Source organism: Bifidobacterium sp. 7101 (genome assembly GCF_000499285.1).
Classification (GTDB): Bacteria; Actinomycetota; Actinomycetes; order Actinomycetales; family Bifidobacteriaceae; genus Bombiscardovia; species Bombiscardovia apis_A.
The window spans coordinates 107,137-133,553 of the sequence record NZ_AWUN01000006.1 but is presented as its reverse complement, the minus strand read 5'-3'; the positions used below and the strand labels follow the sequence as shown (position 1 = coordinate 133,553).

19 protein-coding genes and 1 other RNA gene are annotated in these 26,417 nt (G+C 63.8%); 13 read left to right on the top strand and 7 right to left on the bottom strand.

Going from position 1 to position 26,417, the window contains the following annotated elements; all coding sequences use genetic code 11:
* Together P272_RS0107940 and acnA are read left to right on the top strand one after the other, a co-directional pair.
* The coding region (locus P272_RS0107940; RefSeq protein WP_044097912.1) for an HAD-IC family P-type ATPase at window positions 1–1,096 on the top strand (1,096 nt) is incomplete at its 5' end.
* A gap of 110 nt (window positions 1,097–1,206) precedes the next feature.
* Window positions 1,207–3,936, top strand: a complete 2,730-nt coding sequence (gene acnA, locus P272_RS0107935) for an aconitate hydratase AcnA (protein ID WP_029679001.1) — start codon at window positions 1,207–1,209, stop codon at window positions 3,934–3,936.
* Between the two features lie 50 nt (window positions 3,937–3,986).
* On the opposite strand, the gene P272_RS0107930 is transcribed toward acnA, so the two are convergent.
* The 4 genes from P272_RS0107930 to P272_RS08945 all read right to left on the bottom strand — a co-directional run bounded on the left by P272_RS0107930 (window position 3,987) and on the right by P272_RS08945 (window position 12,631).
* Window positions 3,987–4,790 carry a Bax inhibitor-1/YccA family protein gene (locus tag P272_RS0107930; RefSeq protein ID WP_029679000.1) on the bottom strand — a complete coding sequence of 268 codons (804 nt, stop codon included), beginning with the start codon at window positions 4,788–4,790 and terminating at the stop codon, window positions 3,987–3,989.
* A gap of 329 nt (window positions 4,791–5,119) precedes the next feature.
* Entirely contained in the window at window positions 5,120–8,182 is a 3,063-nt protein-coding gene (locus tag P272_RS08950) for an InlB B-repeat-containing protein (protein WP_052323245.1), read from the bottom strand.
* 196 nt (window positions 8,183–8,378) lie between these two features.
* The gene (locus P272_RS09455; protein WP_172636730.1) at window positions 8,379–8,525 is read right to left on the bottom strand and encodes a hypothetical protein; all 147 of its coding nucleotides are present in this window, start codon (window positions 8,523–8,525) and stop codon (window positions 8,379–8,381) included.
* Window positions 8,526–9,049: 524 nt separating this feature from the next.
* Window positions 9,050–12,631 (bottom strand): RCC1 domain-containing protein, encoded by a 3,582-nt coding sequence (locus tag P272_RS08945; protein ID WP_172636729.1) that lies wholly within the window; start codon window positions 12,629–12,631, stop codon window positions 9,050–9,052.
* 296 nt (window positions 12,632–12,927) lie between these two features.
* Between P272_RS08945 and P272_RS0107910 the strand changes: the two genes are divergently transcribed.
* The gene (locus tag P272_RS0107910) at window positions 12,928–13,767 is read left to right on the top strand and encodes an aldo/keto reductase (RefSeq protein ID WP_029678997.1); all 840 of its coding nucleotides are present in this window, start codon (window positions 12,928–12,930) and stop codon (window positions 13,765–13,767) included.
* A gap of 120 nt (window positions 13,768–13,887) precedes the next feature.
* Here the strand turns inward: P272_RS0107910 and P272_RS0107905 are convergent, their stop codons facing one another.
* A complete protein-coding gene (locus P272_RS0107905; protein WP_044097911.1) occupies window positions 13,888–14,598 on the bottom strand; it encodes a GTP pyrophosphokinase in 711 nt (236 codons plus the stop codon).
* 94 nt (window positions 14,599–14,692) lie between these two features.
* Between P272_RS0107905 and miaB the strand changes: the two genes are divergently transcribed.
* From miaB to P272_RS0107890, 3 genes are read left to right on the top strand one after another with little or no spacing between them, the layout of a single operon-like run.
* Complete coding sequence (gene miaB, locus P272_RS0107900) at window positions 14,693–16,150, top strand: tRNA (N6-isopentenyl adenosine(37)-C2)-methylthiotransferase MiaB (protein ID WP_029678995.1); 1,458 nt, start codon at window positions 14,693–14,695, stop codon at window positions 16,148–16,150.
* A complete protein-coding gene (miaA, locus tag P272_RS0107895) occupies window positions 16,137–17,141 on the top strand; it encodes a tRNA (adenosine(37)-N6)-dimethylallyltransferase MiaA (RefSeq protein WP_029678994.1) in 1,005 nt (334 codons plus the stop codon). The genes miaB and miaA overlap by 14 nt, the downstream gene beginning before the upstream one ends.
* A gap of 34 nt (window positions 17,142–17,175) precedes the next feature.
* Window positions 17,176–17,697 carry a MerR family transcriptional regulator gene (locus P272_RS0107890; protein WP_081709111.1) on the top strand — a complete coding sequence of 174 codons (522 nt, stop codon included), beginning with the start codon at window positions 17,176–17,178 and terminating at the stop codon, window positions 17,695–17,697.
* Between the two features lie 24 nt (window positions 17,698–17,721).
* On the opposite strand, the gene P272_RS0107885 is transcribed toward P272_RS0107890, so the two are convergent.
* Window positions 17,722–18,441, bottom strand: coding sequence for a Fic family protein (locus P272_RS0107885; protein ID WP_029678992.1), 720 nt, complete (start codon window positions 18,439–18,441; stop codon window positions 17,722–17,724).
* Between the two features lie 100 nt (window positions 18,442–18,541).
* Between P272_RS0107885 and P272_RS0107880 the strand changes: the two genes are divergently transcribed.
* The 7 genes from P272_RS0107880 (at window position 18,542) to P272_RS08735 (ending at window position 25,909) form a co-directional block, all read left to right on the top strand.
* On the top strand, window positions 18,542–21,265 hold the full coding sequence (locus P272_RS0107880) for an FtsK/SpoIIIE family DNA translocase (RefSeq protein WP_029678991.1): 2,724 nt from the start codon (window positions 18,542–18,544) through the stop codon (window positions 21,263–21,265).
* Window positions 21,266–21,372: 107 nt separating this feature from the next.
* Window positions 21,373–21,978 (top strand): CDP-diacylglycerol--glycerol-3-phosphate 3-phosphatidyltransferase, encoded by a 606-nt coding sequence (gene pgsA / locus P272_RS0107875; protein ID WP_029678990.1) that lies wholly within the window; start codon window positions 21,373–21,375, stop codon window positions 21,976–21,978.
* Window positions 21,975–22,544: a CinA family protein gene (locus P272_RS0107870; protein ID WP_155805052.1), complete on the top strand. Its 570-nt coding sequence runs from the start codon at window positions 21,975–21,977 to the stop codon at window positions 22,542–22,544. The genes pgsA and P272_RS0107870 overlap by 4 nt, the downstream gene beginning before the upstream one ends.
* Before the next feature lie 165 nt (window positions 22,545–22,709).
* Window positions 22,710–23,228, top strand: a complete 519-nt coding sequence (locus P272_RS0107865) for a helix-turn-helix domain-containing protein (RefSeq protein WP_372338668.1) — start codon at window positions 22,710–22,712, stop codon at window positions 23,226–23,228.
* 145 nt (window positions 23,229–23,373) lie between these two features.
* A complete protein-coding gene (locus P272_RS0107860; RefSeq protein ID WP_015021655.1) occupies window positions 23,374–23,607 on the top strand; it encodes a DUF3046 domain-containing protein in 234 nt (77 codons plus the stop codon).
* Window positions 23,608–23,835: 228 nt separating this feature from the next.
* A complete protein-coding gene (gene recA, locus P272_RS0107855; protein WP_024627844.1) occupies window positions 23,836–24,990 on the top strand; it encodes a recombinase RecA in 1,155 nt (384 codons plus the stop codon).
* A 4-nt stretch (window positions 24,991–24,994) separates the two neighbouring features.
* Window positions 24,995–25,909 (top strand): regulatory protein RecX, encoded by a 915-nt coding sequence (locus P272_RS08735; protein WP_253269689.1) that lies wholly within the window; start codon window positions 24,995–24,997, stop codon window positions 25,907–25,909.
* Between the two features lie 39 nt (window positions 25,910–25,948).
* Here the strand turns inward: P272_RS08735 and rnpB are convergent.
* An RNA gene (gene rnpB, locus P272_RS08955) (RNase P RNA component class A) lies at window positions 25,949–26,326 on the bottom strand.
* Window positions 26,327–26,417: the final 91 nt, after the last annotated feature.

Genomic DNA, 26,417 nt, shown 5'->3' with positions numbered 1-26,417 from the left:
GAAGCCCCTGGCCCTGATCACCTGCTCGGAGCACATCCGCGACGACGCCGCCGAGACCCTGGCCTGGTTCCGCCAGCAGGGCGTGCGCTGCCGGGTCATCTCGGGCGACAACCCGGCCACGGTGGCGGCCATTGCCAACAAGGTGGGTCTGACCGGCGACCGGGCGCCCAGGGCCATGGATGCCCGTCAGCTGCCCAAGGACACGGCAGCCCTGGCCGATGTCCTGGAGGACGTGGACGTGCTGGGCCGGGTCCTGCCCGACCAGAAGAAGGCCATCGTCCAGGCCCTGCACCTGAAGGGCCATACGGTGGCCATGACCGGCGACGGTGTCAACGACTCCCTGGCCCTGAAGGAGGCGGATCTGGGCATCGCCATGGGTAATGCGGCGGCCGCCACCAAGGCCGTGGCCCAGCTGGTCCTGGTGGATTCGCGCTTCTCCCACCTGCCCGACGTGGTGGCCCGTGGCCGGCAGGTCATGGCCAACATGGAGCGTGTGGCCGGCCTCTTCCTGGTCAAGACCGTCTACTCGGCCCTGATCTCCCTGGGTGTGGTCCTGACTGGCATCCCCTTCCCCTACCTGCCCCGGCACATCACCTACATCGGTGCCCTGACCATCGGCACCCCGGCCTTCTTCCTGGCGCTGGCCCCCAACACCAGGCGCTACCGGCCCGGGTTCCTCAAGCGGGTGGTCACCTTCGCCCTGCCCTCGGGCATCGCCACTGCTCTGATTGTGCTGGCGGCGGCCTGGAGCCTGCCTAGCCTGTTGGGTCTGGACCTGGCCCGGCCCGGGGACCTGGGGCGCTGGCGGTCGGTCTGCGCCATCGTCCTCTTCTGCATGGGCGTGCTGGTCCTGACACAGGTGGCCCGGCCCCTGCGCTCCTGGAGGGGTCTGCTGGTCCTCTTCTTCGCCGCAGCCGGGGTGATCGGGGCCCTGATCCCCATGGTGGCGCAGTTCTTCGCCATCAGCCTGCCCACAGGTCCTGCCCTGGTCGCCACCGTGGCCTTCGCACTGGTGGGAGCCCTGCTCATGGTCCTGGCCGTCCTGGGCTATCCAGCATGCGCACGTTACATCCGTCAGGTAACACATGGGCGCTAAGAATGAACCTCACAAGCACAGATAAGCGTCACTGACGGCCTGGGGTCCTCCTGCCGCCGGTCCACAAGGGCGCAAGGGCAGTGCCTGAGCGTCCAAGGAAGGGGTGGTGCATGTCAGAATCCGCACAAGATGCCGGTCGTTCCAAGCTCAAGGTGGGCTCCGAGGAGTTCGAATACTACCGGATCAGCGACCTGCCGGGAATCGACCACCTGCCCTACAGCCTGCGCATCCTGGCCGAGAATCTGCTGCGGCACCAGAACGGAACCACGGTGACCCGGGACCAGCTGGATCAGCTTCTGAACTGGGACCCCAAGGCCCAGCCCGACAGGGAGATCCAGTTCAGCCCCGCCCGGGTGCTAATGCAGGACTTCACCGGCGTGCCCTGCATGGTCGACCTGGCCACCATGCGCGACGCCGTCAAGGCCCTGGGCGACGACCCCTCCCTGGTCAACCCGCTCATCCCCGCACAGATGGTCATCGACCACTCCGTCCAGGTGGACAGCTCGGGCGTGCCCGGCGCCCTGGAACACAACATGGACATGGAATACCAGCGCAACAGTGAGCGCTACCGCTTCCTGCGCTGGAGCCAGCAGGCCTTTCAAAACTTCCGCGTAGTGCCCCCGGGCACCGGCATCATCCACCAGGTCAACCTGGAGTACCTGGCCCAGGTGGTCATGCGCAGGGACAGGGCCAAGGGGGAGGGGCCGGCCCTGGTCTACCCGGACTCCTGCGTAGGCACCGACTCCCACACCACCATGGTCAACGGCCTGGGTGTGCTGGGCTGGGGCGTGGGCGGCATCGAGGCCGAGGCGGCCATGTTGGGCCAGCCCATCTCCATGCTGGTGCCCCAGGTCTTGGGCTTCAAGCTGACCGGGTCCATTCCCGAGGGGGTCACCGCCACCGACGTGGTGCTGACTGTGACCCAGATGCTGCGCGAGGTGGGTGTGGTGGGCCGGTTCGTGGAGTTCCACGGCAAGGGTCTGGCCCAGGTTCCCCTGGCCAATCGTGCCACCCTGGGCAACATGAGCCCTGAGTTCGGCTCCACCTGCGCCATCTTCCCCATCGACCAAATCACCCTGGACTACCTGCGTCTGACCGGCCGCAGCGACGAGCATGTGCGCCTGGTGGAGGCCTATGCCAAGGCCAACGGCCTGTGGATGGACCCGGAGGATGCCGACTGCCCCGAACCCGAGTATTCACAGGTGCTGGAGCTGGACCTGTCTACGGTGCGGCCGTCCATCGCCGGCCCCCGGCGGCCCCAGGACCGCATCCTGTTGGACCAGGCCCAGAAGACCTACCAAAGGGACCTCAATGATTACCGCGACCAGGACAAGGACAAGGGCGAGGCTGTGCCGGTCAAGAAGGCCGACGGCAGCGAGTTCAGCCTGCGGGACGGGGATGTGGTCATCGCGGCCATCACCTCCTGCACCAACACCTCCAACCCCTCGGTCATGGTGGCTGCCGGTCTGCTGGCCCGCCAGGCGCGCGCCCGGGGCCTCAAGCCCAAGCCTTGGGTCAAGACCTCGCTGGCTCCCGGCTCCCAGGTGGTGACGGACTATCTGAACCGGACCGGGCTGAGCAAGGACCTGGACGCCCTGGGCTTCGAGCTGGTCGGCTACGGCTGCACCACCTGCATCGGCAACTCCGGCCCCCTGGACCCGGCCATCCACCAGGCCATCGCCGATCATGACCTGACGGTTACGGCCGTACTCTCGGGCAACAGGAACTTCGAGGGGCGCATCAGCCCGGATGTGAAGATGAACTACCTGGCCTCGCCGCCCCTGGTGGTGGCCTACGCCCTGGCCGGCACCATGGACTTCGACCCCTGGCGCGACCCCCTGGGCCAGGACAGCCAGGGCAAGCCGGTCATGCTGGCGGACATCTGGCCCTCCCAGGAGGCCATCGAGTCCGTGGTGGGCACCGCCCTGGATCGGGACATGTACCTGCGCGACTATGCGGACGTCTTCGGCGGGGACGAGCGCTGGCGGAAGCTGGAGGTGCCGGAGGGCGAGCTCTTCCACTGGGATCAGGATTCCACCTACATTCGCCGCCAGACCTTCTTCGACGGCATGAAGGCCCAGCCCGACCCTCTGGAGGACATCCACGGGGCCCGGGTGCTGGCCCTGCTGGGGGATTCGGTCACCACCGACCACATCTCGCCCGCAGGAGCCATCAAGGCCGACGCACCTGCCGGCCGCTACCTGCAGGAGCACGGCATAGCCCCCAGGGACTTCAACTCCTACGGCTCCCGGCGCGGCAACCATGAGGTCATGGTCCGGGGAACCTTCGGCAACATCCGCCTGCGCAACCAGCTGCTGGCCTCGGTGGGGCTGGATGTGCGCCCGGGAGGGTTCACCTACGACTTCCTGAACGGCCAGGAGACGACCATCTTCGAGGCGGCGCAGGACTATGCCAGGCAGGGCACGCCCCTGGTGATACTGGCCGGCAGCGAGTACGGCACGGGCTCCTCAAGGGATTGGGCGGCCAAGGGCACAAGGATGCTGGGCGTGCGGGCCGTCATCGCCAGATCCTTCGAGCGCATCCACCGCAGCAACCTGATCGGCATGGGCGTGCTGCCGCTGGAGTTCCCAGCGGGTCAGTCGGCCCAGAGCCTGGGGTTGGACGGTCAGGAGACCTATGACCTGGTTGGCGTTGATGCTTTGAACAACTCCCTGCCCGAGCAGGTTCAGGTGCGGGCTCAGCGGCCCGACGGCAGCAGGGTGGAATTTGCGGCCAAGGTGCGTATCGACACTCCTGGCGAGGCCGAGTACTACCGCAACGGCGGCATCCTGCAGTATGTGCTGCGTGGGTTGCTGGCCAGGGCCGATCAGGAGGCCTGAAGATACAAAAATCCCCGCCACCAATGTCAGGGGCGGGGATTTTCTTTTTGTCAGTTGCGGTCGCCGACCAGATCCAGGATGTAGAGGAAGAGGTTGACGAAGTCCAGGTAGAGGTTGAGGGCGCAGAGGATGGAGACCCGCTTGATGGCCTCCGGCCCCTGGCTGCGGTAGGTGGCGAAGATGACCCTGGTCTGCTGGGCGTCATACATGGTCAGTCCGGCGAAGAGGATGATGCCGATGGCCGAGACCACGCGCAGGGCCGTGTTGGAGGGGGCCACGAAGAGCATGACCACCTCGACCAGGATCAGCATGAGCAGGCCGGCCATGAAGATGGATCCCATGCCCAGCATGTTGCGCCGTGTGGTCAGCGCCAGCATGCTGAGGACGAAGAAGAAGCCTGCGGTGATCACCAGGGTCAGCATGATGGAGGGCAGTGAGTAGGTCATGAAGATGGTGCTCAGGGTGAAGCCCATCAGGGCCGCATAGAGGTAGAACATGACCCGGGCGGTGGAGGTGCGCATGCGCATAACCCGGAAGCTCAGAATCATGGCGAAGGCCACCTGGACCACGGCCATGCCGATCCAGCCCAGGGTGCCCGTGGCCTGCATGAAGGCCAGGAGCAGTCCGGTGCGGGCGGTCAGGTAGGCCGTCAGGGCGGTGACCAGCAGGCCGACGGCCATCTCCGCATAGGCGCGGGACATGGAGACCCGTTCCGCCTTTTCAAAGCTGTATGCTGCGTTGGTGTCGATGGGCGCGCCCATGCCGTAGGGCTCACCGCCCTGCATGGTCGGCATCGGCTGCTGTGTGTACTGACCGTATGGGGCCTGCGGCCGCGGATTCCCGTTGAAAGCCATCTGCTCCTCCTTGTCTTCCCGTCTGTGGCGGGATGGTCGTCTTGTTTAATTCTACATGGCCGGTTTGGCCATATAACAGGTGTTTGCTCTGGTTGGAATCAGGCGGGGGTGGCCGCCATGGTGGGGTGGTTGCATGCCCACATCCCGCCGTGGCGGTTGCCCCCTCTCCTGATGTGCCGTCCAGCCCTTGGAAGGGTGGACGGAGTGTGGTGGGGGCGCGGGAGGGAAGTGTCGGCTCTCTTGGGGTTTGAGCCTTCAGTGACACGTTTCCTCCCTGCTCCCCCTATGTGGGCCGGGGGCGGGGGGATTGATACGCCCTCCGGCCGCTCTTACTCGTGCGAAGCATGTGACAGTTGGTGTTGTTCTCGCCTGTGGCGGCGTGAGGCCATGACCCCGCCCATGCCGGTCATGCCGGTGGCCAGGGCGAGCAGGATGCCTTCCCCACCGGCCCTTGGGAGCACGCCTGCAGGCAGGTACGTGTATCTGAGGGAGGTGTCGGTCAGCGTGCTTCCTGCGCCGCCCAGCGTGTAGTCCACGCTGACGGTGACCGTGCCCGGCTGGTGCGGGGGCGTGAGCACGGTCACGCTATTACTATCCCCGCGCGTCAGGTTCGTGCCGGCATTGCTGTCGAATCTGACACCGGTGATCACCAGCTGCAGGTTGAACGACACCGGCACAGGAACAGTCGAATTGCCGTAACTGTTGTTGCCGAGCTGGCCTTTGCTGTTCCGTCCCCAGGCGTAAGCGGTCCCGTCGCTGCCCACGGCCAGCGAATAATAGAGTCCTGCGCTTACCTGTGCGGCTTGCAGTCCTTTGCTCTTGTCGGTGGGGTTGGCGGGGTCGCGCACGCGCTTAGGAACAGGATTCGAGTCACTGTGCCCGCTGGCGGTGTTGTTGCCGAGGTTACCATAGTAGTTGTCTCCCCAGGCGTAGGCGTATCCGTCGCTGCCCAGGGCCAGCGAATCCTCGTATCCGGCGCTGACCTGCAGGTAGGTGAAATCCTTGGGCAGGTCCGGGTACGTGTTGCGGTCGGGCGTCTTCACCCTGACCGGCGTATACCGGTCGGTGGTCGTCCCGTCGCCGAGCTCGCCGTTGCTGTTGAATCCCCAGGCGTAGGCGTTGCCGTCGCTGCCCAGGGCCAGCGAATGCTGCCATCCGGCGCTGACCTGCAGGTAGGTGAAATCCTTGGGCAGGTCCGGGTACGTGTTGCGGTCGGGCGTCTTCACCCTGACCGGCGTATTCCGGCCGACGAAGGAGACCGTCCCGTCGCCGAGCTGGCCATCGCCGTTGTCTCCCCAGGCGTAGGCGTTGCCGTCGCTGCCCAGGGCCAGCGAATGCCGGTATCCGGCGCTGACCTGCAGGTAGGTGAAATCCTTGGGCAGGTCCGGGTACGTGTTGCGGTCGGGCGTCTTCACCCTGACCGGCGCATGCCGATAGCTGCCCGCGTCGCCGAGCTGGCCATACCCGCTGTTTCCCCAGGCGTAGGCGTTGCCGTCGCTGCCCAGGGCCAGCGAATGCTGCCATCCGGCGCTGACCTGCAGGTAGGTGAAATCCTTGGGCAGGTCCGGGTACGTGTTGCGGTCAGGCTTTTTTACCATGACCGGCGTAGACCGGTCGGTGTACGTCCCGTCGCCGAGCTGGCCCCAGTTGTTGTCTCCCCAGGCGTAGGCGTTCCCGTCGCTGCTCACCGCCAAAGAAAAAGCTCCTGCTTGTGATCCGCTGACTTGGTTGAACCTGATGCCCCGGCTGGTGTTTGGCGGGGTGATGGTCGTGGGTTCCCTGCCCAGCTGGCTGCCCTTGTCGGGGCTGATGCTCCACGAGCTGTTCCGGCTCTCCGGCGACCAGTGGGCGGTCAGGGTCAGGTCCTTGGTGACGGGCTTGCTGAAATCGTAGGCGACCTGCCCGATGAACCATCCGTCGAACTGGAAGCCCTCACGCGTAGGGTCGGGGGAGGGCCGTTTCACCCTGCCGTTGGTGGTGGGGAAATGCTGGTCGGCTGGTTGTGGTTTTCCCCCGCCCGTGTCGAAGTGGACCGTAAGCGTGGACCTTGGTGCGGCGTCTCGTGCCAGCGGCTGGTCGACCATGTACGTAAGGCTCCTGGTGAAAGGCTGGCCGTCCTGCCTGCCGGTGATGGTGATGGCGGCTGGCCCCGGCTTGCGGGCGGGCATGCCTGTCTGCCATGAGTCGTTGTTCCTGCTGAGTTTAAGCGGCTGGCCGTCCATGCTGGCTGTTTCCAGGATGGACGCTGTGCTGGTGTCGATCCTATCGGGTTTGCCGCCCTTGCCCTGCTCGTCCAGGCTCCACGTGAATATGCCGCCCAGCTTGTCGTTGGCGGTGATTCTGCTGCCGGCAGCTGCGGCCTGCACGTAGGCCTGTTCCCCCTTATCTGCGCGGATGGGCGCCTTGCCGGGCTTCCAGGCCCAGACGTGGCCGTCCGTATCAGTGATGATGGCCTGGTCATTGTTGGCGGTGATTCTGCTGGCTTGCACGCCGTCCGGCAGACCGGCGGCTGTGGGACTGGTTGTGCTGTCGGCTAGGTACCGGGCTCGTCCCTTTGAATCCAGTAGGAGAAAGCCTCTGCTGAGGGGTTGCGCTTGGACGGTGCGCGTGCGCGGATCCTGCTTGACGCGTTCGGGTTTGGCGCTTCCGGTCTTGCCTGCGTCCCAGGCCCATGCCTGCCCGTCGGAATCCAGGGCGAGGATCCGGCTGGCGGCGGTGACGGCGGTGACGGCCTGCGCCTTTCCGGGCAGTCTGATTGTTTCCTGCTCGTCGGGCTTCGGGTTCTGGCTGTCTTGGAAGGTGTGGACCTGTCCCTGTCGGTCCACCGCCAGCAGAAGGTCATCGTTCAGGCTGATGCTGGTGAACTGGGTGTTCTGACTGGTCTTGAGGATGGTGGGCGTTGATTGTCCGCTGACCCAGGTGTATATCTGCTGATCGGATCCCAAGGCGGCCTGCCGGTGGCTGCTGGCTGAAACCTGCAGGTATTGGAACCCGTCGGGAGCCTGGGTGGGGGGAGGGACTTGTTTGGGTGTGCCGTCTTGTGTCCATGTGTAGATGCGGCCGTCGCCGGTCAGACCGATAAACCGGTCCCCTGCGGCTTGGATGCTGACGAATTGAGGCTCCCGCCTGTCTGGCGGCTTGATGGTCAGTCGGGCGCCGGAGGCGGGCCCGTGGTTCGGGCTCAGTGTCCAGTCAGTTATCTTGGTCCACTTGGCTTTCAGGGTTGTGTCCTGGAGGATGGGGGTACGGAAGTCGAAAGGCTGGCCGTCAAGCGTCCAGCCGACGAACCGGAAGCCGGGACGTTGAGGATTGTGCTGCGTGGGAGCGGCTAGAGTCCCGGTCTTTACGGTTACTTGGGTGGGTTTACTGCCGTCGGCAGGGTCGAAGCGCACGATTTGCGAAGCTTGATTATCTGCTTGTTTGGCTGATTTATTTGGAGCAGAGTCTGCGCCGCCGGGTGTTCCCATCGTCGATGACGGGGTGTTTGGGCTCGGTGTTGCGGAGCTTAATGGTGTGGTGGTCTGTATAGGTGATGGTGTGGGTAGTGTTGTGCTGGTTGCGTTGCTGGGGAGAGTGCCGGGGTTTTGCTTAGCTACGCGAGGGGTCTGAGACCCCCCCCCCCCGGTCGAGTATGGGAGCGTCCGCCTGGGCGGACGCGACGCCCAGGCCTGCCAGCAGGCTGATCAGGATGGTCATCATCGCCAGGATGCGACGCAGACGGGAAACCACATGCATGAAACCAAAACCCCTTCACCAAACACTAAGCGAAGCAAACACCGCTTGCCTATAGCTTTAACGTTCTCCTGTCGGAAGTTGCCCAATGCTCAATACCAGCACGTGCAAGAGACTACACGAATCTTGACAGCAGCAAGTTGTCTTCTCGACATCCCCCATTTGTCACCCTACCACCCAGTCAGAAGACAACACACGAGCCGGGTCAGTCATCGACGACAATGAATTTTTTGGTTGAGCAAAAGCGTTTGTTTACAATAATTATCTGGTAGTGGGAGCACGGACGAAGACCGAGCGGACTTGGGGTTCTGTGCCGCTTGATCGGTTTGCCCGAGTTTCCTTCTTCTCAGTGCAGAGGCGGGGCGTGTATCTGCTCTCAATTCCTGACCGCAGTAATCGGTCAGTAGTGTGGTGGTGGGGGAGCAAGAGGAGTACCGGCTTTCTTGGGGATGAGCTTTGTATGTGGCACTCCTCCGTGCGCCCCGTTGTATGCCGGGGATGGGGGATTGATCCGCCTCCGGCCTGTCTTACTCGTGCGAAGTGTGCAGTAGCCTGTGCTGTTCTCTCCTATGGCGGCGCGAGGCCAGCACCCCGCCCATGCCGGTCATGCCGGTGGCCAGGGCGAGGATGATGCCTTCACCGCCGGCATGAGGGAGCACGCCTGCAGGCAGGTATGTGTATCTGAGGGAGGTGTCGGTCAGGATGCGTCCTGCGCCGCCCATTGCATAGTCGACGCTGACTGTGACCGTACCTGGCTGGTGTGCGGGTGTGAGCACGGTTACGCTGTTACCGTTGCTGACAGGAGCCAGGTTCGTGCCTAGGCTGGTGTCGAACCCTGCTGCAGTGATCACCGGCTGCAGGTTGAACAACACTGACACAGGAACGTTTGAGTCGTCGGTAGTGCCGTCACCGAGCTGGCCATAGCTGTTTTCTCCCCAGGCGTATGCGTATCCGTTGCTGCCCACGGCCAGCGAATGATGGTCTCCGACGCTGAAACGTGTGGCTTGTAGCCCTTTGCTAGCGTCGGCTGGACTGGTGGGGTCGCGTACTGGCACGGGAACACTTGAGTTGCTGGTAGTGCCGTCGCCGAGCTGGCGATACAGGTTCCATCCCCAGGCGTATGCGTATCCGTTGTTGCCCACAGCTAGTGAGTGCTCGCCTCCAGCGTTGATCGCTGTGGCTTTGAGCCCTTTGCTCGCGTCCTTGGGGCTGGTGGGGTCGCGTACACGCACAGGAACTGTCGAATCTGCTGTGTTGCTGTTGCCGAGTTGGCCATAGTTGTTTAATCCCCAGGCGTAGGTGTATCCGTCGCTGCCTACGGCCAACGAATGAGAGTATCCGGCGCTGACCTGTACGGCTTTCAGTCCTTTGTTTGCGTCATTGGGGCTGGCGAAGTCTCGCACGCGCACAGGAAAAGACGAAGAGTTTTTGTTGCTGTTGCCGAGTTGGCCATAGTTGTTTAATCCCCAGGCGTAGGTGTATCCGTCGCTGCCCACGGCCAGCGAATGGTGCCATCCGGCGCTGACCTGTATGGCTTTGAGCCCTTTGCTCGGGTCAGTGGGGCTGGCGGGGTCGCGCACGCGCACGGGGAAAGACGAATCTGATGTGCTGTTGTTGCCGAGTCGGCCATTGTCGTTCCATCCCCAGGCGTAGACGTATCCGTTGCTGTCCAAGGCCAGTGAATGCTCGTCTCCGGCGCTGACCTGTATGGCTTTCAGTCCTTTGTTCGGGTCAGTTGGGTTGGCGGGGTCGCGCACGCGCACAGGAACAGAGGAATTCGTTGTGGTGTTGTTGCCGAGCTGACCATGCTGGTTGCTGCCCCAGGCGTATATGTATCCGTCGCTACCCACGGCCAGCGAATGCCATTTTCCTGCGCTGACCTGCACATAGGTGAAGTCGGTCGGCACGCCTGCAGGTTTTCTCACTATGTTCGGCGTACTCCGGCTGTTAGTCGTTGCGTCGCCGAGCTGACCATAGGTGTTGTCTCCCCATGCGTAGGCTTTCCCGTCGCTGCCCACCGCCAAGGAAAAAACATAGGTATAGTATTTTGCTCCGCCGACCTGGTTGAACCTGATACCGCTGGTGCTGTCTGGCGGGGTGATGGTGGTGGTTTCGTGGCCGAGCTGGCTGCCCTTGTCGGGGTTGATTCTCCAGGAGGTGTTGGGGGTTTTGCTGGTCCATTTGGCGGTGAGGGTGAGATTTTCTGTGACGGGCTTGCTGAAGTCGTAGGCGACTTCGTTGATGAACCATCCGTCGAACTGGTAGCCGCTGCGGGTCGGGTCGGGTGAGGGCCGTTGGACTCTCCCGTAGGGATAGGTAACTTGCTGGTCTCCGGGTTTGGGGCTTCCTCCGTCCGTCTTGAAGGTGACCGTGTAGGTGGAACTCTGTCGGATGTCCTTCAGAAGCGTCTGGTCGACCGTGTAGTTGAGGCTTCGGGTGAAGTGCTGGCCGTCCTGCCTGCCGGCGAGTGTGATGATGACTGGTCCGGGCTGGCTTGCTGGCATTTCCGTCTGCCAGGAGCCGTCTGTTTTGTTGAGTGTCAGCGACTGGCCATCCAGGCTGGCTGATTCAAGAGTGGCCGCCTGGGTGGTGTTGACTTTTGCTGGCTTGTCTGTCTGGCTCTGTGAGTTGATGCTCCACTGGTATAGGCTGCCCTGCCTGTTGATAGCGGTGATCCTGCCGCCCGTAGTGGCGGCCTGCGTGTAGGGCTGGCTCCCCTTGTCTGCGCGCGTGGGTGTTTCTCCGGGCTTCCAGGTCCAGATGTGGCCGTCCTTGTCTGTGATTATGGCCTGATCGTTACTGGCGCTGATCCGGTTGGCTTTCATGTTTTCCGGCAGGCCGGTGGTTGTGAGGCTCGTCTCGCCGTCGGCCAGGTAATAGGCCCGCCCGTTTGCACCCAGGAGGAGAAACCCCTGGCTGAGGGCTTGGGCTTGGGTGATGCGCATGCCCTGGCCCTGCATGATGCGTTCGGGCTTGACGTTGGCGGTCTTGCTTGTGTTCCAGGTCCAGGCTTGCCCGTCCGTGTCCAGGGCGAGGGTCCGGCTGGCGGAGGCGACGGCCAGTATCGCCTGGGCCTGTCCGGGCAGAACGGTCGTGGCTTGTTCTGTCAATTTTCCGTTCTGACCGTCGGTCTGGCCGGCTTGGAAGGCGTGGACCTGTCCCTGCCGGTCCACCGCCAGCAGTAGGTCGTCGTTCATGCTGATGCCGGTGAACCTGGTGTTCTGCTTGGTGTCGAGGATGGTGGGCGTGGGCTGTTGGCTGGTCCAGGTGTATATCTGCTGGTCGGATCCTATTGCGGCCTGCCGTTGGCTGCCGGCTGCGGCCTGCTGGTAGTGGAATCCGTCGACAGCCTGGGCGGGGAGAGGAGCCTGCTTGGGTGTGCCGTCCTGCGCCCAGGTGTAGATGCGGCCGTCGCCGGTCAGACCGGTAAACTGGTCCCCTGCGGCTTGGACGCCGACATAGTAGGGCTCTTGCAGACTGGGTGGGTTGATGGTCACCCGGGTGCCGGTGGCGGGCCCGTTGTCCGGGCTCAGCGTCCAGTCCGTGGCTTTGCTCCATTTGGCTTTCAGGGTTGTGTCCTGCAGGATGGGGGTCTGAAAATCGAAGGGTTGGCCGTCACACGTCCACCCGTCGAACCGGAAGCCTTCGCGCACGGGGTTGTTTTCCGGAGGGAATGCGAGGGTGCCGGCTTTCACGGTTGCCTGGGTAGGCGTGTTGCCGTCGTCTGGGTCGAAGCGCACCGTCTGCGAAGCTTGACCGTCCGTCTTGCCGGATGGCTTGGCTGTAGAGGGACCTGTGCTTTTGGTGGCGTCCTTCGACGTTGACGGGACTGGGCTTGATGTCGTGGGGTTCAGGGGTGATGCGGTTTGCAGCGGCGAGGGTGAAGGCAGGGGAGTGCTGGTTGCACTGTTGGGGAGTGTGCCGGGGGTTTGCTCAGCTACGCGAGGGGTCTGACGACCCCCCCCCCCCCGCCTAAATACAGGAGTGCCCGCCGGACTGGCGGACACGACATCGTCCGCGTTGGCGGACGCGACACCCAGGCCTGCCAGCAGGCCCAGCAGGACGATCACCGTCACGGATGCGCGACGCAGATGAGTACCCAGATGCATGAAATCAATCCCCTTCACCAATGCCAAGCGGTATCAAGGCCTCCTGCCTATCAGCATTAACGTCTTTCAAAGTTGATGAACCGTCGCTACTGTGGGCGTTAATCGCCCATAAAGTAGAAGCCAGCTATCTCCCAACATCCCCAATTTTCACTTTACCACCAAGCCAACAGAGAACGCACGAAATGCAGAAGCGCGACGGTAGGCGTTAAACAACAGCTGATCCCATCTTGCCTGGCAGATAGAATGAACACACAACACGTCACGGCCTCAGATCGGCCGACAAGGAGTATGCCTATATGACCGGAAACGTCACCGATACCGCCATCACCCTCAACAACGGGGTCAGCATTCCCCAGCTGGGTCTTGGGGTCTTCCAAACACCCGACGGAGAGGCCACCAGCCAGGCCGTCACCTGGGCCCTGCAGGCGGGTTATCGCCACATCGACACCGCCATGATCTACGGCAACGAGCAGTCCGTGGGGGAAGGTCTGCGCCGCTCCGGGGTTGACCGGCGGGATGTCTTCCTGACCACCAAGCTCTGGAATGACGACATCCGTGCAGGGCGGACCAAGGAGGCCTTCAAGGAGAGCCTTGACCGGCTTGGCGTGGACTACCTTGACCTCTACCTGATCCACTGGCCCGCCGAGGGCTGGCAGCAGGCCTGGGAGGACATGGAGGAGCTCTACACCCAGCGGCGTGTGCGGGCCATCGGGGTCTGCAACTTCCAGAAACACCACCTGGACGAGCTGCACACCATCAGCGGCACCAAGCCGGCGGTCGACCAGATCGAGTCCTCGCCACAGTTCGTCAACGGCGACCTGATCGACTACTGCCACGGAACCCTGCGTGTAGACGTGGAGGCCTACAGCCCCCTGGGCGGCACCGGTGGCAACCTGCTGGCCGACCCCAGGCTCAAGGCCATGGCCGAGCGCTATGACCGCTCCCCGGCACAGCTCGTGCTGCGCTGGCACCTGCAGCGCGGGGTCATCGTCATCCCCAAGTCCACCCACAAGGAGCGGATCGAGCAGAACGCGCAGGTCTTCGACTTCGAGTTGAGCGATGAGGATATGAAGGCCATCACCGCCATGAACAGGGACGAGCGCACCGGTGCGGATCCCGACAACTTCAACTTCTGAGAGATGGTGGTACAGGAGGAGACCCGACCTTGAAGGCGGGGCCTCCTCCTGGGACCCGGCGGAAGCCCCAACCCTTCCACCTGGCCTGGTTCCTATGGTAAAGGATTTGTGAGGATTCAGCTAATCGGTATTGCCGCTGATGGCTTCGTCGTCGGAGTCCTGTTCCTGGGGCGAACCTGAGATGTCGCGGTGGATGGATTGCATCTGCACTTCGATGTTCTGCAAAGAGCGGGCGCAGTCCAGCAGGGTCTGCGAATGCTCGGCCAGGCGGGCGTCGGGCAGGTCGGACTTGTAACGCAGCTGGTGCTCCAGGGAGGCCCAGTAGTCCATGGCGATGGTGCGGAACTGCACCTCGACCGGCGTGTAGTGGGGGCCCGAGGTCAGGAAGACCGGCACGGCGTAGATGACGTGCAGGCTGCGGTAACCGTTCATCTTGGGGTTGCGGATGTAGTCCTTGACCCTCAGCACCTGGATGTCCGACTGGTCGGAGAGGTAGCGGGAGACCGAGTAGACGTCGTCCCGGTAGTTGCAGATGACGCGCACGCCGGCCACGTCGAAGATGTGATCGCGCACCGAGGTGATGGTGACGGGCAGGTTCTTGCGGTGCAGCTTGCCGATCAGGGAGTCCACGCTCTTGAGTCGGCGCTCCATGTGGTGGATGGGGTTGTGGCTGAACCGGACCTGGAATTCGGTGTCCAGCACGTCCAGTTTGGTCGAAATCTCGTACATGGCCCCCTCGTAGGTCTGCATGAGATTGACGAATTCCGTTATCTCGTCGATGTCCAGCTTGGGACGGTCCTTTTCGTCCAAGTCCGACAGTCGCTGCTTCATTTCGGATGCGCTCATGGCACTGTTACGGTCGAGTATCACATGAACCTCCCATGCCGCCGTTCGTAACCATGACTCATGGTACGCACAGGTCCCGATGGCAGCGGGACCCGACCTGCGCATACAATCATGGCTTATGGAAGCAGGCGAGGGCATGAGCGTGACCGCTCAGCGTAAGGACAGCAGGGGCGTCTACTATGTGCGGACCCTGGGCTGCCAGATGAACGAGCACGATTCCGAGCGGATCGCCGGGGTGCTCCGGGCCCAGGGCTACCAGCAGGCCACGCCCGAGCAGGTTCGCGCGCGCGAGGTGGACGTGATGGTGCTCAACACCTGCGCCGTGCGCGACAACGCCACCCAGCGCATGTACGGGACCATCGGGCGCTGGCACAGGTTCAAGCAGCACAAACCCGACACGCGCATCGCCGTGGGCGGCTGCATGGCCCAGAAGGACCGGGAGCGGATTGTGAAGGCGGCGCCCTGGGTGGATGCGGTCTTCGGCACCAGGGACATCGGCTCGCTGCCGGGCCTGCTGGACAAGGCCCGCAAGGACGGGCGGCCCCAGGTGGGAGTTACTCAGGAGCTGAAGGATCTGCCCGGGCGGCTGCCGGCGGTCAGGGCCTCGCGCTCGCAGGCCTGGGTGTCCATATCGGTCGGCTGCAACAACACCTGCACCTTCTGCATCGTGCCCTCGGTGCGCGGGCGGGAGCGGGACCGGTCCATGGACGACATCCTGCAGGAGGTTGAGGACTGCGTGCGCTCTGGGGCCCGCCAGGTGACCCTGCTGGGGCAGAACGTCAATTCCTACGGCTGGTCCACGGGGGACCGCTACGCCTTCGCCCGGCTCCTGCGCGCCTGCGGCCGGGTGCCTGGGCTGGAACGGATCCGCTTCACCTCACCCCATCCGGCGGCCTTCACCGACGATGTGATCGCAGCCATGGCCGAGACGCCCACGGTCATGCACCAGCTGCACATGCCCCTGCAGTCGGGCTCCGACAGGATTCTGCGGGCCATGCGGCGCTCCTACCGGTCCCAGCGCTTTCTGGACATACTTGACAAGGTGCGGGCCGCCATGCCCGATGCCCTCATTACTACTGACATCATCGTGGGCTTCCCTGGGGAGACCGAGGAGGACTTCCAGGCCACCATGGATGTAGTGCGCCGGGCGCGCTTCTCGTCGGCCTTCATCTTTGAGTATTCGCCCCGTCCGGGCACTCCGGCCGCACGTATGCCGCAGCTGCCCAAGGCCGTGGTCCAGGACAGGTTCGAGCGGCTGCAGGCCCTGCAGGAGTCCATCACCATGGAGCACATGCAGGCCCTCCTGGGCAAAGAGGTGGAGGTGCTGATCGGTGACGGGCACGGTCGGCACGACGGCAGCACCCACCGGGTGACCGGGCATGAGCGCACCGGGGTGCTGGTCCACGTCGGCGTGCCCCAGGGGATGCCTGCGCCAAAGCCTGGGGATCTGGTGACCTGCACCGTTACCCAGGCCGGGCCCCACTATCTGATCGCTGACCCGGATCCCCGGGCGGGGCAGGTCTATGACATCCGCTGAACCCCGCATCGTCTCCATCGTGGGCCCCACAGCCTCGGGCAAGACCGCCCTGGGCGTGACTCTGGCACAGGCCTTCCAGGCGCGCGGGCAGACGGCACATATCGTCAATGCCGATGCCTACCAGATGTACCGGGGGATGGATGTGGGCACGGCCAAGCCGTCAATCCAGGAGCGGCAGGCGGTGGTCCACCACCTGATCGACATCATCGAGCCGGAGGAGGCCATGAGCGTGGCCCGCTTCCAGGCCATGGCCCGGTCCCTGATAGCCGACCTGCGGGCGCAGAAGATTCGCCCCATTCTGGTGGGCGGTTCGGGGCTCTATACCCGGGCTGTCATCGACGATCTGTCCTTCCCCGGCACCGACCCGGCGGTCAGAGCCAGGCTGGAGGAGCGGGCTCAGGAGGAGGGCCCCGGGCTGCTCTTCCGCGAGCTGCAGGAGCGGGACCCGGAAGCTGCGGCCCGGATGGATCCTCGGAATGTGCGGCGGACCGTGCGGGCCCTGGAGGTCATGGAGATCACCGGACGGCCCTATTCGGCCAGCCTGCCCCGATACCGCTACCTCTTGCCCGCCCTGCAGCTGGGGCTGGATCTGCCCCGGGAGGAGCTGGACCGTAGGATCGACCAGCGCACCCAGGCCATGCGCGACCAGGGGCTGGTCGGCGAAGTGAGCAGGCTGCGAGACCGCCTGGGGACCACGGCTTCACGCGCCCTGGGCTATCAACAGATTCTTGACTATCTGGACGGCCGCACCGATCTGGATGACGCCTTCGAGCTGATAGCGCAGAAGACCAAGCGCCTGGCCCGCAAGCAGATGGGCTGGTTTGGCCGTGATCCGCGCATCCACTGGTTGAACGCCCTGGCCCCGGACCTGGCACAGCAGGCCCTGAATCTGGTGGACCAGGCCGACCAAGGCCGCTTCGACCAGGCGGATGCCCAGGCCGACCAATCGGACCAGGGGAGGGTGACCAGACACCATCTGGGTGCGCTTTGACTTCAAGTACTTGAAGTTCCTAGGCTGGACGGGTATGACCACCATCATGCAGCCCCAGGCTGAAACCCAGACCGCCCAAACCCAGGCCGACCAGGAATCCGGGCCCTGGTACACCATCCGCCAGGCCTCGCTCATGTCGGGGATGCCGGAGACCACCCTGCGCTACTACGAGACCATCGGCATCATTCCGCCCATCGCCAGGGACCCCTCCAGCGGCCACCGTTGCTACAGCCAGGAGGATCTGGACCTGCTGGAGACCATCTCCTGCCTGAGCGCCACCGGTATGTCCCTGGAGCACATGCGGGAGTATCTGGGCAACCGTGCCGGGGGAGCCGAGGCCGCCGGACGGCAGATCGAGCTCCTGGCCGAGCAGGGACGACGGCTGGACCAGCGGATGGCCGACCTGCGGGCGCGGAAGCGGTATGTGGAGCTCAAAATACAATACTGGGGGCACGTGCGCGACCACGACCAGGCCGGGGCGACGGAATTGATCAGTCAAAGCGCCCAGATCATCCAGGATGCTAAGCGCAGCGGCAACGAGCGGCTGGCCAGCTGAGACTGTCGGGCTGAGGCTGTCGGCTCAGTGGGCTGGACCTTGGTCCCATCCGGCTATCAGAAATATTCTGGTTGGGTTGACCGGGCGGACCATGCCTGCAATCAGTGCCTGCAGGTCGTCGGTCTTGCCCCGGAGCGCTCGCTGAATGGCCCGGCGGTGGGCGGTCGGATCGGCCCGTCCCCAGTCCAGGTCCCAGCCCGCATCGTGGGACAGGCGTGAGAGGAAGATGCGCAGGGTCATGCCGTCGCAGTCGGCAAAGGGATGCAGGTAGGAGAGCTCGTCGTAGTAGTGGGCCAGACGGTCAACGAAGACCGGACGGTCCAGGCTGGCCAGGTTGCGTTCGGCAGCCAGCTCCTGGCCAATGGCCGCGGCTCCCTGCTCCAGCATGGCCGCCGGATACAGGCTGGCGTCGTCCCCCGGTTGAGGTCGCCGCAGCACTCGCTTTTCCGGCAGGCTGGGCAGCAGCCGGCGGTGGATGGCTTGCAGCTCTTCGAGATCGCCTTCGGTCGCCCAAGGCCGCTGACAGATCAGGATGGTCCGCAGAAAGAGGGCATCCACATTGGCGTTCGTACTATTGCTCTGGGCTTCCAAATGCCGGGCCTGGTCGGACAGCGCTTCGGCCTGCCTTCTGCCCGCCATAAAGTCGCTTGCCGCCTGCAGGGCCGGAAGCTCGGGCTGACGGTCATCAAGAAGCAGGTTGCGCAGGGCGAAGGCCACGGCGCTCTGACGTTCGGCTGGTGTCATGCCAACGATGCTAGCCCTGGCGGCCCCCGTCTGAAAGAGTTGTGCACACTGACCCGGCAGGCCCGATGCGGACCGGGGTTCTGGGTAGGCTGAAAGGGTTATGACACGTAAGCAGCAAGCAGACGCACGCGGTCGCGGCCGGACCGCATCCAAGGACAGTCAAGACCCGGAACCCTTCTGGCACAAGGCCCTGCTGGCCCTGCCCCGGGGCCTGGGATCCCTGGTACGTGCCGTGGCCGGCAAGAACGGCGACGACTCCGCCTACCGCAAGGACGGGCTCTGCTTCGTGCTGGTCATCCTGGCCGTGCTCTTCTGTGCCAGCGAATGGTTCCGTGTGAACGGCTTCCTGGGGCGGGGACTGCATGCCCTGGCTGCGGGCGTTCTGGGACTCTGCAGCATCATCCTGCCGGTGGTTCTGCTCTTTGCGGCTTTCCGACTGGTCTGCTACACGGGGCGCGAGGCGGGGAACCTGCCTGTGGTGGGCGGCCTCATGGTGGTGCTCTGGTCGGTCTGCTCCATTCTGGACGTGCTCATGGCCTCGGATTATCGCGGCTTCGACATGAAGGCCATCAGCGACTCAGGTGGCCTTTTGGGGTTCTTTCTGGGTTCGCCCCTGGCCTGGGGGCTGTCCAAGGTCTTCGCCGTCATCATCTTCGTCCTCGTGGCCATTTTCGGCCTCTTCATAACCTTCAGATTCCATATGAGCGACCTCATGGCCTGGTTGCGCGGGAAGAGGACCCATGCCGCCAGCCCGGCTTCGGCGCAGACCGCCCCCAACGAGGTCCGGCTGGGGGACGCTACCCTGCCCTTGGCGCCTGGCGTGCCAACACACGAGGAGCAGGACCAGGAGGATGCCCAGAACTCCGGCAGGGGCGGAGTGGCCGGTTGGTTCAGCCGCTTGCTGCATGGCCGCATCGGCAAAGATACAGACACCCATCTGGAGCGTTACGAGGCTGACGAGCCCTTCTCCCAGGCGGCTTCTCTTGAAGGGGCTGACCAGGGTGATCAGTCGACGCAGGGTCCCGAAACCGACCAGGTGTCCACGCAGAACATGTCTGCGGTGGAGGCCCCGGCCACAGCTGCCCTCCTGGATGCCAGGGAGCAGGGGCATCCCAAGGTGGATCCGGCTGCCCTGTCCGGCGTGGGGGCTTCGGACCCCTGGGCCGCTGCCGCCGCAGCAGCCGACACCGTCCAGATGGACGCCCAGCCCGCTCCGGGAGCAGGAAACCAGACGGCTGGAGCCCAGGGTGCGGGAGCTCAGGCTGCCGGCGCATCAGGCTCCTCCGATGACCGCCAAGTGGACGAGAGTCGGCCCTATGTGCTGCCCAGCACGGACCTGCTGGTCAAGGGCAAGCCCCACGCGGTCAGGACTTCGGCCAACGATGCAGTCATCAAGGCCCTGCAATCGACCTTCCAGCAGTTCGACGTGGATGCCAAGGTGGTCGGCTTCCTGCGCGGCCCCTCGGTCACCCAGTACGAGGTGGAGCTGGGTCCGGGCGTCAAGGTGGAGAAGGTCACCAACCTTCAGCGCAACATCGCCTATGCGGTGGCCAGCTCGGATGTGCGCATCCTGTCGCCCATCCCCGGAAAGTCGGCCATCGGCATCGAAATTCCCAACGTGGACCGCGAGATCGTCCATTTGGGCGACGTGCTGCGCTCCGACAAGGCCCAGCAGGACGACAACCCCATGATGACCGCCGTGGGCAAGGACGTGGAAGGCCACTATGTGACCGCCGACCTGACCAAGATGCCCCACCTGCTGGTGGCCGGCGCTACGGGTTCGGGCAAGTCCAGCTTCATCAATTCCATGCTGGTTTCGCTGATTATGCGGGCCACGCCGGAGCAGGTTCGCCTGATCATGGTGGACCCCAAGCGCGTGGAGCTGAGCGCCTACGCCGGCATTCCCCACCTGCTCACGCCCATCATCACCGAGCCCAAGAAGGCCGCCCAGGCCCTGGAGTGGGTGGTCAAGGAGATGGATGCCCGCTACGACGACCTGCAGTTCTTCGGATTCCGGCACATCAAGGACTTCAACAAGGCCGTGCGCGAGGGCAAGGTCCACGCTCCGGCCGGCTCCAACCGCAAGGTGGCCCCATATCCCTACCTGGTCGTGGTGGTCGACGAGATGGCCGATCTGATGATGGTGGCCAAGAACGACGTGGAGAGCTCCATCCAGCGGATCACCCAGCTGGCGCGTGCCGCCGGCGTCCACCTGGTCCTGGCCACCCAGCGGCCCTCGGTGGACGTGGTGACCGGCCTGATCAAGGCCAATATCCCCTCCAGGCTGGCCTTCGCCACATCCTCATCAACGGATTCCAGGGTCATTCTGGATGCCACCGGCGCCGAGACCCTGATCGGCCAGGGCGACGCCCTCTTCCTCCCCATGGGCCAGGCCAAGCCCACCCGAGTTCAGGGAGCCTGGGTTTCCGAGTCCGAGATCCGCAAGGCGGTGGATTATGTGCGCACCCAGCGCAAGCCCCACTACCGTGAGGACATCGAGCAGATGGCAGACAAGGCCGACCACAAGAACGAGATCCAGGAGGAGATCGGCGACGATATGGACGAGCTGCTCCAGGCGGCCGAGCTGGTGGTGACCACCCAGTTCGGATCCACCTCCATGCTCCAGCGCAAGCTGCGTGTGGGCTTCGCCAGGGCGGGAAGGCTGATGGACCTGTTGGAGTCGAGGGGAATCGTAGGGCCATCCGAGGGCTCCAAAGCCCGCGAGGTGCTCATCCAACCGCCGCAGCTGCAGCAGGCCCTGGCCTTCATCCGAGGCGACGCCACCTCCATGGATCCCGCCCCGGATGAGCAAGCGCAGGGCTGAACATCGGCCCAAAAAGCCAGGCCTGGTCTACCGTTATGATGAAACTGCCGCCCGGCATGTAGTGTTGGACGGCCCAAGCGCACGAGTATCGCGTATAAGGAGTGGCAATGCAGGAGCATGCCGAGTCAGAGACCCGTCGTGAGAGGCACACGCTTCTCGAAGGATGGAATTCACCCCCAAACCTGGTCACCTACACTCGTATCCTCCTGGTCCTGGTCTTCATCGTCTTGGATTTGATGGCCGGTCCCTGGGGCGAGCGCAGGCCTGGTATGCGGTGGACCGCCGCCGTGCTCTTCATCCTCGCCGCCTCGACCGACAAGCTGGACGGGTGGCTGGCCCGCCGGTACAACCAGGTGACCGAGCTGGGCAAGCTTATGGACCCCATTGCCGACAAGCTGTTGATCTGTTCGGCGCTGATTGTGGCTTCCGTCTTCGGTGAGCTCTGGTGGTGGGTCACCGTGCTCTTCCTGGTGCGGGAACTGGGCATCACCCTGCTGCGGGTCCTGGTCATCAACAAGCAGGGACGGGTCATCGCAGCCTCCCGGGCTGGCAAGTATAAGACCCTGTTTGAATGCATCGGCCTGGGCATGCTGATGGTGCCCCTGTCGCCGGTCTGGCCCTGGTACCTGGTGGTCACCCGTGTGGTCATTCTGGTGGCCCTGGCCCTCTGCCTTTACTCGGGTGCGGAATACGTGATAGGGATGCGGCGATGATCGGCAAGAGCGTGCAGGGCCGTTGCGACGACCTGGCTGGACGGATCATCGACACCTGCCGTGATTCGGGCCTGTTTCTGGCCGCTGCCGAATCGCTGACCGGGGGACTGCTGGCCGATGCCTTCGTCAGGATTCCCGGGGCGTCAGACGTCTTCCTCGGGTCGGCCGTCACCTACGACATCGCTGCCAAGGCTGCCATTCTCAAGGTTGATCAGGACCTGCTGGCCACCCAGGGTGCAGTCCATCCACGGGTCGCCCAGGAGATGGCCGAGGGCACGGCCAGGCTCTACACCAGGCCGGGGCACGAGGATACGGTCATCGGTATGGCCACTACAGGTGTGGCCGGCCCGGGTCCTGACGGGGATGATCCTGCCGGGCTGGTCTACATCGGTCTGGCCCTGCCTGTTCGTGTGTTGGGTCGGCGTATTGAGACCGGCCTGCAGTCCCATGCCTACCGGACCTATGCCTACGAGTTGCATCTGGATGGCGACCGCGAACAGGTGCGCCGGGGGACGGTCATGCGGATTCTGGACCAGCTGGATCAGGCCCTGCACTCGCGGGGCTGACGGCCTGATGCGGTAGTCGCTTCTCCAAACCGATCCCGGACCCTGTGCATACGTGACCTTGGTCACAAAGCGGGCCTTTCGGGTTCCTCCCCTGGAATAATCCAGCGGCTGGTCTGTTGGTCACTGTGTAAGAAGTTGAACACGATAATGGCGAAAGGGGCTGCTATGGCCAGCACCGAGACCGTGATGACTCGAACCAACGATACCTATGATGTCAAGCCGGCCGCACCCGGAGTGGAGCGCAACGCGCGGGTTCGTGATCTGACACCCGCCCAGCGTCGTGCCGTCGTCTTCGCCCAACAGCAGGTGATCCGTGCCAAGGCCGCCAAGAAGGCCAAGGAGGAGCGCCAGGCCAACCTGAACAAGATGTGGATGGAGGAGGACGGCATGGAAGCCAGCCGTCAGCGGGCAGCCTCCAACAACGACGGCCGGGCCGTCACCCATACCGTCTCCCTGCGCGAGGCCCTGGGCCACGTGCTGCGCGAGCTGAGGACCAACGATCACAAGACCCTGCGTGAGGTCAGCGAGAAGGCGGGCGTGTCCCTGGGCTACCTGTCCGAGGTGGAGCGCGGCCAGAAGGAGGCCAGCTCCGAACTGCTGAGCTCCATCGCCGACGCGCTGGGCCTGGGGGTGCCGCAGACGCTGCGGATGGTGGCGGACTACCTGGAGTCCACTCAGGAGTAAGCATGTCAGGTTCAGCCGGTCGACCCGGCGGACCGTTCATGAGGGCGTCCGGTTCTGAGGAACCAGGCGCCCTCTTCTGCTGACTGTCGGTTGCTACCGTAGAAGGGGTGTGACAGGGTGGGTCTTGGACGAAAGGTGATGTCGGGTGCGTGAACGGGAATTCTGGCAGCTGCTGGAGGAGGTCTTCGGCCGGGTCTACGGACGCAGTCTGGCCCGTGACCAAAGGCTGACCGCCCTGGATGCCATGACCGTAATAGAAGCCCTGGATGCGGGCGTGGAGCCGCGCGTGGTCTGGAACGTGCTCTGCGATCAAATGGAGATTCCCGACTCTCGCCGCTGGGGGAAGGACCACAATGCGCCGCCCATGCCGGCAGCCTGATCGGCGGGTTTTATCCTCCGCGAATTTATTTCCCATTCCAGGCGATTTTCGAACATTTGTTCGCATGGTCGGGTATACTGATACCCATGGTCCGGTGACCACCGGCACGTTCGACCACATCGGGCGCCGGGACCGCAGACGGGTTCCGACGGCGGATAGGCTGTCAATCGTGAGGTCGTCAATCAGGATGTCGTCATCGTGAGGTCGGTTACTAAGAAGGAGAGCCATATGGCACGTCAGAGCAACAGTGGCAAGGCGAAGAAAGAAGAGGAGGGCGGGATCGACCCCCGCCGCCAGGCAGCCTTGAACACGGCCCTCGCGCAGGTGGAGAAGAGCTTCGGCAAGGGTTCGGCCATGCGTTTGGGCGACAAGCCTGCCCAGGATGTAGAGGTCATTCCCACCGGTTCCCTGGCCTTGGACATGGCCCTGGGCATCGGCGGCCTGCCCCGCGGTCGCATCGTCGAGATCTATGGTCCGGAATCCTCGGGCAAGACCACCCTGGCCCTGCATGCGGTGGCCAATGCACAGGCCGGCGGTGGAGTGGCTGCCTTCATCGATGCCGAGCATGCTCTGGATCCCGAGTATGCCAAGAAGCTGGGTGTGGATACGGACTCCCTGATCGTCTCCCAGCCGGACAACGGCGAGCAGGCGCTGGAAATTGCCGACATGCTGATCCGGTCCGGTGCCCTGGATGTCATTGTCATTGACTCGGTGGCTGCCCTGGTGCCCAAGGCCGAGATCGAGGGCGACATGGGCGACAGCCACGTGGGCCTGCAGGCCAGGTTGATGAGCCAGGCCCTGCGCAAGATGACCGGTGCCCTGTCACAGGCCAACACCACAGCCATCTTCATCAACCAGCTCAGGGAGAAGATCGGCGTCTTCTTCGGCAGCCCGGAGACCACCACCGGTGGCAAGGCCCTGAAGTTCTATGCCTCGGTCCGCCTGGACATCCGCCGTATCCAGACCCTGAAGAACGGCGACGAGGCGGTGGGCAACCGCACCAAGGTCAAGGTGGTCAAGAACAAGATGGCCCCGCCCTTCAAGGTGGCCGAATTCGACATTCTCTACGGAGAGGGCATCTCCAAGGAGGGTTCGGTTCTGGACATGGCCCTGCAGACCAACATCGTCAAGAAGTCGGGCTCCTGGTTCACTTACGAGGGCGATCAGCTGGGTCAGGGCAGGGAGAACGTCCGTCAGTTCCTCAAGGACAACCCCGGCCTGACCAAGGAAATCGAGGATAAGGTCAAGGTTGCCTTCGGCCTTATTCCTGCCCCCTCTGAGGACGACAAGGCCGATCAGGCCGATGCTGACCAGGGCAGCAAGGAAGACGACTCGGCTCCTGTCGACGTCAACACCACTGTGCCCACGGCACAGGCTGCATGACCCGATGATCTCGGCCGAGGACTTCCTCAAGGAAAAACCTGTCCGACTGGCTCAGACCGAGGATTCTGCCGACTCCAGCACGGAGTCGAAGAATTCTCGGTCGGACCAGTTGCAGCCAGACCCTGCAGGTGCGCCTGCTCCAGCAGAGTCAGTCTCAGTCCTTGATCCTGCCCTTGAGCAGAAGGATGACAGCTTCAAGGAGGACAGCCGCCCAGTGCAGTCTCCTGTCCTGGGTCCCGGGCATGGCGCCCGCTTCGGTGGCAGTCTGGAAGATGCAGACAGTGCTGCCAATGCTGAGATGGGTGACGAATCCCTGGCAGGTCGTCATTCTCGTGGTCGCCGTTCTGCCCGGGGTTCCGATAGAAGGACCCGTAGCCGTGGACGTCGCCCACGTGCTGGGGGCTTTGGCGGAGGTTCCGCGCCTGCAGCTCCGCGAGCAGATGCGGATGATGCGGATGCTTGCCGGGAGGCTGCTCTGACCCTTTTGGATGCGGCGGCCCGTTCAAGCGGGGCTCTGGCCCGTCGTCTGGTCGACAAGGGTTTTGACACGAACGTGGTCGATCAGGTAATTAACCGATTGACCAAGTTGGGTCTGGTAGATGACCAGGCCTATGCCCAGGATCTTCTGCGTTCCTGTTTGCATCGCACCATGGGGGAGCGCGGTGTTCTCTCGGAGATGACCCGCAAGGGTTTGGATCGAGGGCTGGCTGCGCAGATAGTTGCCCAAGCCTCACGCGAAGGTCTCTTCGTCGACTCCGCCTACGAGCTCGGTCGCAAGGTGGCCCGTAAGACAGCCGGACTTGATCTCAAGGTGCGCAAACGGCGATTCTGGAGTGCCGGATCCCGCAAGGGCCACTCTCCCGGCCTCCTCAATCAGGTGGCAGCAGACCTTTTCGTCTCCGACGACCCTCTCGATTGAGCCGGTTGCTGCCTAGGCACCAGACGGTAAAAAAGAAGAAGATGAGACCTCTCATATACCCCGGGTTCTGTCATCGACCGGATCACAATCCGGACGACGGATGGCCATCCATCTCGACCTGACGTTGCCGCCAGGCTCTAGCGGCCTACCCGAAGGCGGGACGAGCAGCCCCTGAATGCCTTCTGCTTGGCCTTGCTCCCGATGAGGCTTGCCATGCGGTCGGCGTTACCGTCGACCCGGTGGTCTCTTACACCGCCGTTTCACCCTTGCCCGCCTTAACAAGGCGAGCGGTCTGTTCTCTGTTGCGCTATCTCTCAGGTCGCCCTGGGCGGACGTTATCCGCCATCGTGCTCTGTGGAGCCCGGAAGTTCCTCAGCCCTTCCCAGGAGGAGGGGCCGCGGCCATCCGAGAGGTCTCGGGGATACAGCATAGCGGAACTGAACGACCGGGCCAGCGGTCAGGATTCCGCTCAGGCCTCAAGCTCAATCAGTGAGTCAGCCCTGCTCTT

Bases quoted from the DNA above. Each gene is read 5' to 3' on its own strand.
- acnA (WP_029679001.1), top strand. From the start codon at position 1,207: ATGTCAGAATCCGCACAAGATGCCGGTCGTTCCAAGCTCAAGGTGGGC.
- P272_RS0107930 (WP_029679000.1), bottom strand. From the start codon at position 4,790: ATGGCTTTCAACGGGAATCCGCGGCCGCAGGCCCCATACGGTCAGTAC.
- P272_RS09455 (WP_172636730.1), bottom strand. From the start codon at position 8,525: ATGCATGTGGTTTCCCGTCTGCGTCGCATCCTGGCGATGATGACCATC.
- P272_RS08945 (WP_172636729.1), bottom strand. From the start codon at position 12,631: ATGCATCTGGGTACTCATCTGCGTCGCGCATCCGTGACGGTGATCGTC.
- P272_RS0107910 (WP_029678997.1), top strand. From the start codon at position 12,928: ATGACCGGAAACGTCACCGATACCGCCATCACCCTCAACAACGGGGTC.
- P272_RS0107905 (WP_044097911.1), bottom strand. From the start codon at position 14,598: ATGAAGCAGCGACTGTCGGACTTGGACGAAAAGGACCGTCCCAAGCTG.
- miaB (WP_029678995.1), top strand. From the start codon at position 14,693: ATGGCAGCGGGACCCGACCTGCGCATACAATCATGGCTTATGGAAGCA.
- miaA (WP_029678994.1), top strand. From the start codon at position 16,137: ATGACATCCGCTGAACCCCGCATCGTCTCCATCGTGGGCCCCACAGCC.
- P272_RS0107890 (WP_081709111.1), top strand. From the start codon at position 17,176: ATGACCACCATCATGCAGCCCCAGGCTGAAACCCAGACCGCCCAAACC.
- P272_RS0107885 (WP_029678992.1), bottom strand. From the start codon at position 18,441: ATGACACCAGCCGAACGTCAGAGCGCCGTGGCCTTCGCCCTGCGCAAC.
- P272_RS0107880 (WP_029678991.1), top strand. From the start codon at position 18,542: ATGACACGTAAGCAGCAAGCAGACGCACGCGGTCGCGGCCGGACCGCA.
- pgsA (WP_029678990.1), top strand. From the start codon at position 21,373: ATGCAGGAGCATGCCGAGTCAGAGACCCGTCGTGAGAGGCACACGCTT.
- P272_RS0107870 (WP_155805052.1), top strand. From the start codon at position 21,975: ATGATCGGCAAGAGCGTGCAGGGCCGTTGCGACGACCTGGCTGGACGG.
- P272_RS0107865 (WP_372338668.1), top strand. From the start codon at position 22,710: ATGGCCAGCACCGAGACCGTGATGACTCGAACCAACGATACCTATGAT.
- recA (WP_024627844.1), top strand. From the start codon at position 23,836: ATGGCACGTCAGAGCAACAGTGGCAAGGCGAAGAAAGAAGAGGAGGGC.
- P272_RS08735 (WP_253269689.1), top strand. From the start codon at position 24,995: ATGATCTCGGCCGAGGACTTCCTCAAGGAAAAACCTGTCCGACTGGCT.